Below are 9,366 nucleotides of genomic sequence, written 5' to 3' on the forward strand. Positions count from 1 at the left end.
ATATAAGTAAGAACTCTTGCTAATTCACCTTTTGTATTAGGCATACTAACTACCATTTTGTATTGATACAAGGTATCTTTTGTCCATTTACAAAATAGCATCTGGTGTTTTGTTTTTATCTTGTCATAAGCTTTATCACACATTTTATGATGAACAATCGCTTCATTTCCATTTCTAAATGCCACCATATCATCACCAAATTTAGGATGACAACAGTGGTCAAATGATACAGAATTTATACTAAAATTTGAATATATTAGGATGTTATCAAATTTAAATTCTTTAACTTTAGAAGTTAAGATTTTAAATCTTGTCATAATTCCTCTGTCTTTTATGATTTTTTTCTCTATAGTTTGCTTTGCATTTTTAAAATAATCTAGAACTTCAGAGATCTTATGTGGCATATCAATTTCATATTTTTTTGATACTTCAACATTATATCTTGAAAAAACAGTATCAATTATATTTCTTCCATACATTTCATCAATCTCTTTTTGTCTATGTGCACATAAAAGTTTGATTTGTTTTTTTGCTCTTGATGTTTGTACCATATCAACCCAAGAACATCTAGCTATTGCTAAATCCCCTGTTTCAATATTTACAATGTCAGTACTTTTAAGCTCTGTTAACAAAGGTTTTCTTATTTTATTAATAAAACAAGAAGTTGCATGTTTACCAACATCACTATGAACTGCAAATGCAAAATCATAAGCCGTTGAACCTAAAGGAAGATTATATATAGCACCTTTTGGAGAATAAACTACTATCTCTTCTGTATATAAGTTATCTTTTGTTTCTTGGTAAAATTCTTCAACATTTTCATTTGAAAATTCTAAAGATTTTAGCCAGTTTAAGTTTGTAGTTTGTTTTGCACCTGATTTATATTTCCAGTGTGCAGCAATACCAAATTCTGCTACTTCATTCATTTCAAATGAACGTATTTGAATCTCATAAATTTTAGAATTATAAAATACAGTTGTATGTATTGTTTGGTAACCATTCTCTTTAGGAGTTGCAATATAATCTTTAAATCTAGAAATTAAAGGTTTATATTCTATATGAATAGAGCCTAAAATTTTATAACAATCTATATCATCATCAACTAAAATTCTAATAGCAAAAAGATCAAGCACTTCATCAATAGAAATACCTTTCCTTTGCATTTTTAAGTAAATAGAATAATGATGCTTAATTCTACTATAGATTTTAATTTTATTTAAATCAAACCCATTTTTCTCTAATAGCTTTTTTGTTGTAGATATAAAACTATTAAAAGTAAGCTGCATGGTATGCTGTTCTTCTTTTAAGAAATCATCAATTTTTTTATACTCTTTTGGATAAATATAATAAAAAGCTAAATCTTCTAGAGCATTTTTTAAAGTAGAAATACCTAATCTATTTGCAATTGGTACATAAACAACAAGTGTTTCTTCTGCTATTCTTCTTTGTTTATTAGCTGGAAGTGCATCTAAAGTTAGCATATTATGTAATCTATCACATAGTTTCACTATTAATACTCTTACATCATCAATTGATGCAATTAGCATTTTTCTAAATGTAAGTGCTGATGAAATTAGTTTTGAATCACTTGTATTATCAGATGCAACAAATTCTGTTTCTCTTATTTCAACAATTTTAGTAAGACCATCCACCATATGGGCAATATCATTTCCCCATCTATCTTTTACATAATCAAGAGAAAAATTTGTATCTTCTACAACATCATGAAGTAGGGCTGTTGCAATAATTGATTCTTCATTAGAAAAGTGAGCAGTAATACTTGCAACTAATATTGGATGAACACAATATGGCTCGCCACTTTTTCTATATTGGCCTTGATGTGCTTCAATAATAAAATCAATTAAGTCTTTAAGTTTTGGAGTTAGTGTAGTTTGAGCTTCAAGCTCTTTGATAGCATCTTCAACAGTATTTACATGTTGAATTTTATTAATAAATGGATCCATAGTTTTTCAACAGGTTATAAAAGCTAAGCTTTTATAACTAATCTCTGTCTACTAAACCTTCAATTACTAATAAACCACTTGCAATTTCATCAATTGCAATATCAGTATATTTCATTTTTTGAGTGTTTTGCTCTAATAAAGGTTTAGCACCTTTACTTAATTCATCAGCTCTTTGACCAACAGCAATAGCTAAAATATATCTATCATTATCAACTTTTTTTAAAGCTTGTGACATTCTTTCTTCTAATCTCATATTATTTCCTTTTTATAAGTTCTATTTTACGATTGAACACTTACTTGTATCACCATTGATGATTTTAAGTAAATTTCCTTTTTCATTCATATTTGCTACAACGATTGGTAATTTATTATCTTTTGCTAAGGCAATTGCCGTATCATCCATAACTTTGATATGGTCTTCTAAAGCTTGATCATAAGTAATTGTATCAAGTTTAACTGCATCATCAAATTTCATTGGATCTTTATCATAAATTCCATCAACTTTTGTAGCTTTAATTAATAATGAAGCTCCAATTTCAGTAGCTCTTAGTGTTGCTGCTGTATCTGTAGTAAAGTATGGATTACCAGTTCCCGCAGAAAAAATTACAACTCTATTTTTTTCTAAATGTCTAGCTGCTTTTCTTACAATAAAAGGCTCAGCAATTTGTTCCATTTTAATAGCTGTTTGTAATCTTGCTTTTAAACCTTTGTGTTCTAATACTTCTTGCATTGCAATACCGTTAATAACAGTTCCAAGCATTCCCATATAGTCACCACTAGTTCTTTTTATAATACCATCAGCTGCTGCAGTAACACCTCTAATAATGTTTCCCCCACCAATCACGATACCAACTTGGACACCATTATCTACAAGTTCTTTAATCTCTTCAGCAATATAATCTAGTATTTTTGTATCAATACCATAACCCTCGTCACCAGCTAATGCTTCTCCAGAAAATTTTACAAGTACTCTTTTATCCATTTGTGTGTCCTTTATAGTTTTGCGATTTTATCTTATTTTTGTTTAATTTCTAATTAATATAAAATTAACTAAGAGCCCATTCGTAAAATGGGATAACATTTATTCTTAAATTTGGATGATTTATCTTCTCATCATTTGAAACAGTAATAATATTTAGCTCTTTTATTTCATGCTCTTCCATTATTTTATAAATCTTTTTTAGTGTAGCTTTTACTAAAAAAGTATTAAAAAATGGTATTCCTACAATTGCTAACTTCTTTGATTTAATATAAAAATCAATATTATCTAGATAATAAATCTCTTTGTATTTATCAACTAATTCCAAAAAAATCATATTTGCAAACTCATTTTTAAATTTTTTATTATGTGATATGGCATTTAAAAAAGAGTGGTTATATGAGTATATTTTTTTTGTAGCTTTTTCTTGATTATATTTTTGTAAAAAATAGATAGTTTTATTATTTTCAAGTTGTTTACAAGTTTCATAAAATTTATCTTTTGATATTTTTATTTTACTTTTCAAGCTTGAAAACAACTGATAAAGAGATTTCTTTTCATCAATATTTTCAAATAAAAGTTTTAATATTTCAAATTGTGTATCATTTAAGGCTTGAAGTTTTATTATTTCTTGCAGTCTTTGAACTTTTTTATGTTCATCTATGTTTATTACTTCTGGTAAGTTTCCATATTTAAAAAAGTTATTAAAACTTTGTGTAATATTTTGATGTCTAATATCTTGTAATAAATACTCTTCAAAATCCAAAGCACTAACTGTAACATTTTTAAAACCTCTTAGAACTTTTGGGATATTTGTAGAGATGATAATATTGTCACAATAAGGCAAGTTAAATTCAAAAGAAAAGTTTTCTAAGACTAAAACTTTAATCTCATTTTGCCTTAGAAAAACATCAAGATTATTTGATACTTCTTCAATATCATTTCTTGAATCTTTAAAATCAATATAAATATAATCTTTTGTTTTAAAATTTGATAAAAAATCGTAAATAAGATAACTCTTTCCAGTTTTACTAGCGCCTGTTATTATAGTTTTTGGATGAGTTATTCTTATTTTTCTTTCCATAAAATTAATTTTAGAAAAGTTTAGTTCATAGCAGTTTTCAAGTGTTTTCATTATCTACTATTTAGAGTTTGATAAAGATATGGCTTCTTTAATAGCATTTATATAACTTTTTAGGTTAACTTTTTCATTTTTATATGCAATATTAAAAGCAGTTCCATGATCAACAGATGTTCTAATAATTGGTAAATTTAAACTTACATTTATACTTTCATCAAAATATAATGCCTTTAAAGGTCCTAACCCTTGGTCATGATACATTGCTACAAAATATGTATAGTTTTTTCTTGACATTGGAGAAAATGCAATATCAGGAACTAAAGGTCCTATAAATATTTTCTTATCAAGTATTTTATTTGCATTTTTAATAGCTTTAAATATTTGAATTTCTTCATCTCCTAAAACGCCATTATCACTAGCATGAGGATTTAAACCTAAAACACCAATTTTATTTGATTTTACACTTTTTTGGAAATCAACTAAAAAAATTGTTAAATCATCTTCTGTGATTTTTTTAGGAACTTTTTTTAAAGGAATATGCTCAGTAAACAGGCCTACAAACATTTTTTTACAGCCAAGCATCATAATTGCATTTTTACCAAAATAGTCTCTTAAAACTTCGGTATGACCTTTATATGATATTTTTGCTTTGTTCCAAGCTTCTTTATTTATTGGAAGTGTACAAATAGCATCAACTTCTTTTTTATCTGCAAGTTTAATTGCATCCATAAATGAATCATATGAGTATTTACCAGACTTTTTACTTACAAGTCCTGGCTTTATATTAAACTCACCTTTAGTATTAAAAGTTTTAAAGTCTTTTGGAATATCTACTTTTAATTCCTTACAAGATGCTTCTAGCATTTGTTTATTTATACAATATATTGGTTTACATATTTTAGATATTTGAGCATGAGCTTTTAAAGCTATTTCAATTCCAATACCATTTAAGTCACCAATACTAACTGCTATTTTTGGTTTCATTTTGAACCTTTTAGATTAATTCTTTCATATCAATAATTGCTTTTTCTAAGCCTGTAAATACAGATCTTGCAATTATACTTTGTCCAATATTTAACTCGTCTATATATTTTATTGATGAGATTAATGTAACATTTTGATAATTTAGTCCATGTCCTGCTGCTACTTTTAGTTTTTGTTTATTAGCATATTTTGAAGCTTTTTTAATTTCACTTATTGATTTTTTTAGCTTCTTTTTTAATTCATCTCTTGGAAGTTCTAACTCTTTAATTATATGATGAGAATTATTTAAATTTGAATTTAACATGGCATAAATATTTGCAAAAGAACCTGTATGAAGTTCAATCCACTCAACATTTAAATGTGCTGATAGTTCAATTACTTCTTCATTTGGATCAATAAATAGTGAAACTTCAATTTCATTTTCATGAAGCTTTGTAATTACGTTTTGTAATTTTTCAAAGTTACTTTTAACATCTAATCCACCCTCTGTTGTAACTTCTTCTCTATTCTCAGGCACTAAAGTAACACGTGAGGGTTTCATTTTACAAACTATATCTACAATATCATTATTGATTGAACACTCTAGATTTACAGGAAGTGCAGATTGTTTACAAATTATTTTTGCATCATTATCATGGATATGTCTTCTATCTTCTCTTAAATGAATTGTAATTTGATCAGCACCTGAAAGTTTACAAATACCTAAAGCATCAACTGGATTAGGATCATTTATCTTTCTAGCTTCTCTTAAAACAGCAATATGGTCTATATTTACGCCTAGTAACAAATTAAATCCTTTAGTATTTAAAATTAAAAAATATTATATTAAGCTAGCTCTTTTAAAGTAGCAATATTTGCAGCTAGTTTATTATGTACTTCTAAGTACTCATCTTCAGGTTTAGAATCAGCAACAACTCCAGCTCCTGCTTGGAAAATAACTGTATCTTTCGTAAGCATTGTTGTTCTAATTGTAATTGCTGAATCCATATTTCCATCAAATCCAAAGTAAGCAATACTTCCAGAATAGAAGTTTCTTTTTATTCCTTCAAATTGTGCTATTAATTCCATGGCTCTTATTTTTGGAGCTCCTGTCATTGTTCCTGCTGTAAATGTTGCTGCAAATAAATCAAACATGTCATATTTATCATCAATCATTGCTTCAACATCAGATACTATATGCATTACATGTGAATATCTTTCTATTCTCATTAAATCTGTAACTTTTACAGTTCCTGGTTTTGCAACACGTCCTACATCATTACGTCCTAAATCAACAAGCATTAAGTGTTCAGCTCTTTCTTTTGCATCATTGATAAGTTCAATTTCCATTTCTATATCTTTAGATAAAGTTGAACCTCTTTTTCTTGTACCTGCAATGGGTCTTAAAAGTAAATGTCCATCTTCAAGTTTTATCATAACTTCTGGTGAAGACCCTGCAATTGAAAAGTTTTCAAACTCTAAAAAGAAAAGATACGGACTTGGATTTTTACTTCTTAGAGATCTGTAAAAACTAAAGTGATCAACTTTTGCTTTTTGAATAAATCTATTTGACATAAGTATTTGAAAAACATCTCCAGATTTAATCATTTCTTTTGATTTTGCAACCATTTCAAAGAATTTTTCTTTTGAAAAGTTAAACTTTCCTTCATCTAAAAGTATAGCTTTTTGAGGTGCTTTATAAGAGTAAGGAGTATATAAAGATTTTTCAATTTTATCCAACTCGTCTTTTTGTGATTCAACAGATGTTAGCATTACAAGCTTTGAAGTTTTATGTGCAAATCCTAAAATAATATTAGGTCTAATTAAATCTAAATCAGGAATATTTAATTGGTCTATTAAATTATTCATAGGTTCTTTTAGTTTTGGCTCAAACTCTTTTCCTATGTCATATCCAATATTTCCAATAAATCCATCAACTAAACCAATACCTAACTCTTTTGCTTTTTCTTTATAAACTTTTTTATCAAATTTTTTATAATATTCTTGCAAAAACTTTAAAGGATTAGAGTTTACTTCTTTAACTGTTCCAAATTCGTCTTTATGAAAACATACACCATTTTCATACCAAACTCGTTCACGTGCGCCAATGATTATAAAGGAATAATTTCCATCACTTGAATTGATCGTACTTTCAAAAAGAAAAGTTATTTCATCTTTATAAGATTCTTTTATTTTCTCATAAATTGAAACAGGTGTAAATTGGTCTAAAAAAAGTTCTTTACTATAAAAATTCATATATTCTCAACTTTAAAATTTAAGAATATAAGCACTTGATAAGTTAAGCTTTTTCTTAATGTTTTCTATATTATCAGCAGCACTTGCTCTTGATGAATATGGGCCTATTAAAACTTTATTGAAAAGTTTTCCTTTTACATCAACTTGATGAATTTTATATTTTAAGTTTGCATTTTGAATTTTTGCAATATATGAGTTTGAAGGTTTTTTTGAAAATGCTCCAATTTGCACAAAGTAACCTTTAGGTGCACTACTTGAAATATCTTTAACTAACTCTTTTACAGATTTTTTAGGAGCTTTTTTTACAACTTCTTTTTTAGGTGCAACTTTTTTAACTTCTTGCTTTTTAGGTTTTATTTCAGCTTCAATTTTTTTGATTGTTTCATCTAAAATATCATTTGATGCTTGTTGTTCTTCTACTTTTTCAGGTTCATTTTGAGCATTAATTGCGTCAATTTTTTCTTCAGAATTTGCTTCTTGAGAATCTTCTTTCTCTTTTTGAGAATTTTTTTGAATTCTTTCATTCATAATTTTTTGAAAGTTTTCTTCTATATTACTATCTTCAGTAGTAGTTTTTGTTTCAATTGGATCAGTTTTATTTGTAGTAAATGTATCTTCTTTAGAATCATCAGTTAAAAGGCGAATAACTATAATAGTAAGTAAAAATAAGATTACAAGAATAAGACCTAAAATTAGGTACTTTTTCTTATTACTCTCTTCATTAGAACTTGGAGTATCAAGCATGATATTACCTAGTTCTGTATCAATAGGTTCATTTACACTTTCATTTCGAATTGTAGTATTTTCACCTATTGAAGTTTGAACTTCTTCTAATTCACTTAATTTTTGTTCTAACTCTTCACGTTCTTGTTGAAGTTGAACTTTTTTTATAAACTCATCACCTTTTATTTCCATAACTGATCCTTATTGAATAAAATTTTAATAACTTGTAATTTTAGTAAGTAGATTGATTGTAAATAACAAAATCCGAAGCAAGTTCTTTTAGCTCTTGCTTGATTTTTGCTTGAAGCTCAGTATTTTCAATATCATCTAATACATCACACATCTTATTTGCAATTATTTCAAACTCTTTTTCTTTCATTCCTCTAGCAGTTAATGCAGGACTTCCTACTCTAATTCCTGAAGTTACAAATGGTGATCTAGTTTCACCTGGTACTGTATTTTTATTTACAGTAATTCCAGCATTTCCTAAAGCTGCATCTGCATCTTTTCCTGAGAATTCTTTATTAAGAAATGATACTAATACTAAGTGATTATCTGTTCCACCTGAAACAATATCATAACCACGAGATACAAGTACTTCTCCTAATACTTTTGCATTTGCTTTTACTTGTTTTGCGTAATCTTTCCATTCTGGGCTTAGGATTTCTTTAAATGCTACTGCTTTACCAGCAATTACATGAACAAGTGGTCCACCTTGTAATCCTGGGAAGATTGCAGAGTTTATTTTCTTTGCAATATCTTCATCATTAGCCATAATCATTCCACCTCTTGGACCTCTTAAAGTCTTATGAGTTGTTGTAGTTACTACATCTGCGTAAGGGAATGGACTCATATGCTCACCTGCTGCTACTAGTCCAGCAATATGTGCAATATCAGCAAATAAAATAGCTCCAACTGCATCAGCAATTTCTCTAAATTTTGAGAAGTCAATTTCTCTAGCATAAGCTGATGCTCCACAAACTATAATTTTTGGTTGAACAATTTTAGCTATATCCATTACTCTTTCATAATTAATTCTACCATCTAATTCTACACCATAATAAAAAGGAGTATAGTTTTTACCAGAGAATGATGGTTTAGAACCATGAGTTAAATGTCCACCATGAGATAAATCCATACCTAAGATTTTATCACCAGCTTTTAATAATGCTGCATAAACTGCACCATTAGCTTGAGAACCTGAATGTGGTTGTACATTTGCATAATTACATCCAAAGATTTCACAAGCTCTATCAATTGCTAATTGCTCAACTTTATCAGCTTGCTCACATCCACCATAATATCTTTTATAAGGATAACCTTCAGCATACTTATTAGTAAATACTGAACCCATTGCTTGCATTACTGCTGGAGATGTAAAGTTTTCACTTGCAATCATC

At 27.9% G+C, this 9,366-nt stretch carries 9 protein-coding genes; all 9 read right to left on the reverse strand.

Annotated elements, in window-relative coordinates; genetic code table 11:
- Window positions 1-1,964, reverse strand: a 1,964-nt coding sequence (locus tag GBG18_RS14265) for a RelA/SpoT family protein (RefSeq protein ID WP_152192152.1), incomplete at its 3' end; no start/stop codon positions are given.
- A 37-nt stretch (window positions 1,965-2,001) separates the two neighbouring features.
- The gene (locus GBG18_RS14270; RefSeq protein ID WP_152192153.1) at window positions 2,002-2,217 is read right to left on the reverse strand and encodes a DNA-directed RNA polymerase subunit omega; all 216 of its coding nucleotides are present in this window, start codon (window positions 2,215-2,217) and stop codon (window positions 2,002-2,004) included.
- Between the two features lie 21 nt (window positions 2,218-2,238).
- A complete protein-coding gene (gene pyrH / locus GBG18_RS14275; RefSeq protein ID WP_152192155.1) occupies window positions 2,239-2,946 on the reverse strand; it encodes a UMP kinase in 708 nt (235 codons plus the stop codon).
- A 64-nt stretch (window positions 2,947-3,010) separates the two neighbouring features.
- Window positions 3,011-4,078: an ATP-binding protein gene (locus GBG18_RS14280; RefSeq protein WP_152192157.1), complete on the reverse strand. Its 1,068-nt coding sequence runs from the start codon at window positions 4,076-4,078 to the stop codon at window positions 3,011-3,013.
- Between the two features lie 6 nt (window positions 4,079-4,084).
- Window positions 4,085-5,008 carry a 4-hydroxythreonine-4-phosphate dehydrogenase gene (gene pdxA / locus GBG18_RS14285; protein ID WP_152192159.1) on the reverse strand — a complete coding sequence of 308 codons (924 nt, stop codon included), beginning with the start codon at window positions 5,006-5,008 and terminating at the stop codon, window positions 4,085-4,087.
- A gap of 10 nt (window positions 5,009-5,018) precedes the next feature.
- The gene (locus GBG18_RS14290; RefSeq protein ID WP_152192160.1) at window positions 5,019-5,795 is read right to left on the reverse strand and encodes a pyridoxine 5'-phosphate synthase; all 777 of its coding nucleotides are present in this window, start codon (window positions 5,793-5,795) and stop codon (window positions 5,019-5,021) included.
- Between the two features lie 38 nt (window positions 5,796-5,833).
- Complete coding sequence (locus GBG18_RS14295; protein ID WP_152192162.1) at window positions 5,834-7,243, reverse strand: anthranilate synthase component I family protein; 1,410 nt, start codon at window positions 7,241-7,243, stop codon at window positions 5,834-5,836.
- Window positions 7,244-7,255: 12 nt separating this feature from the next.
- Window positions 7,256-8,158 (reverse strand): SPOR domain-containing protein, encoded by a 903-nt coding sequence (locus tag GBG18_RS14300; protein ID WP_152192164.1) that lies wholly within the window; start codon window positions 8,156-8,158, stop codon window positions 7,256-7,258.
- Window positions 8,159-8,198: 40 nt separating this feature from the next.
- Window positions 8,199-9,366, reverse strand: a 1,168-nt coding sequence (locus tag GBG18_RS14305; protein ID WP_152192166.1) for a serine hydroxymethyltransferase, incomplete at its 5' end; no start/stop codon positions are given.

This window comes from Poseidonibacter ostreae, assembly GCF_009208075.1.
GTDB lineage: Bacteria > Campylobacterota > Campylobacteria > Campylobacterales > Arcobacteraceae > Poseidonibacter > Poseidonibacter ostreae.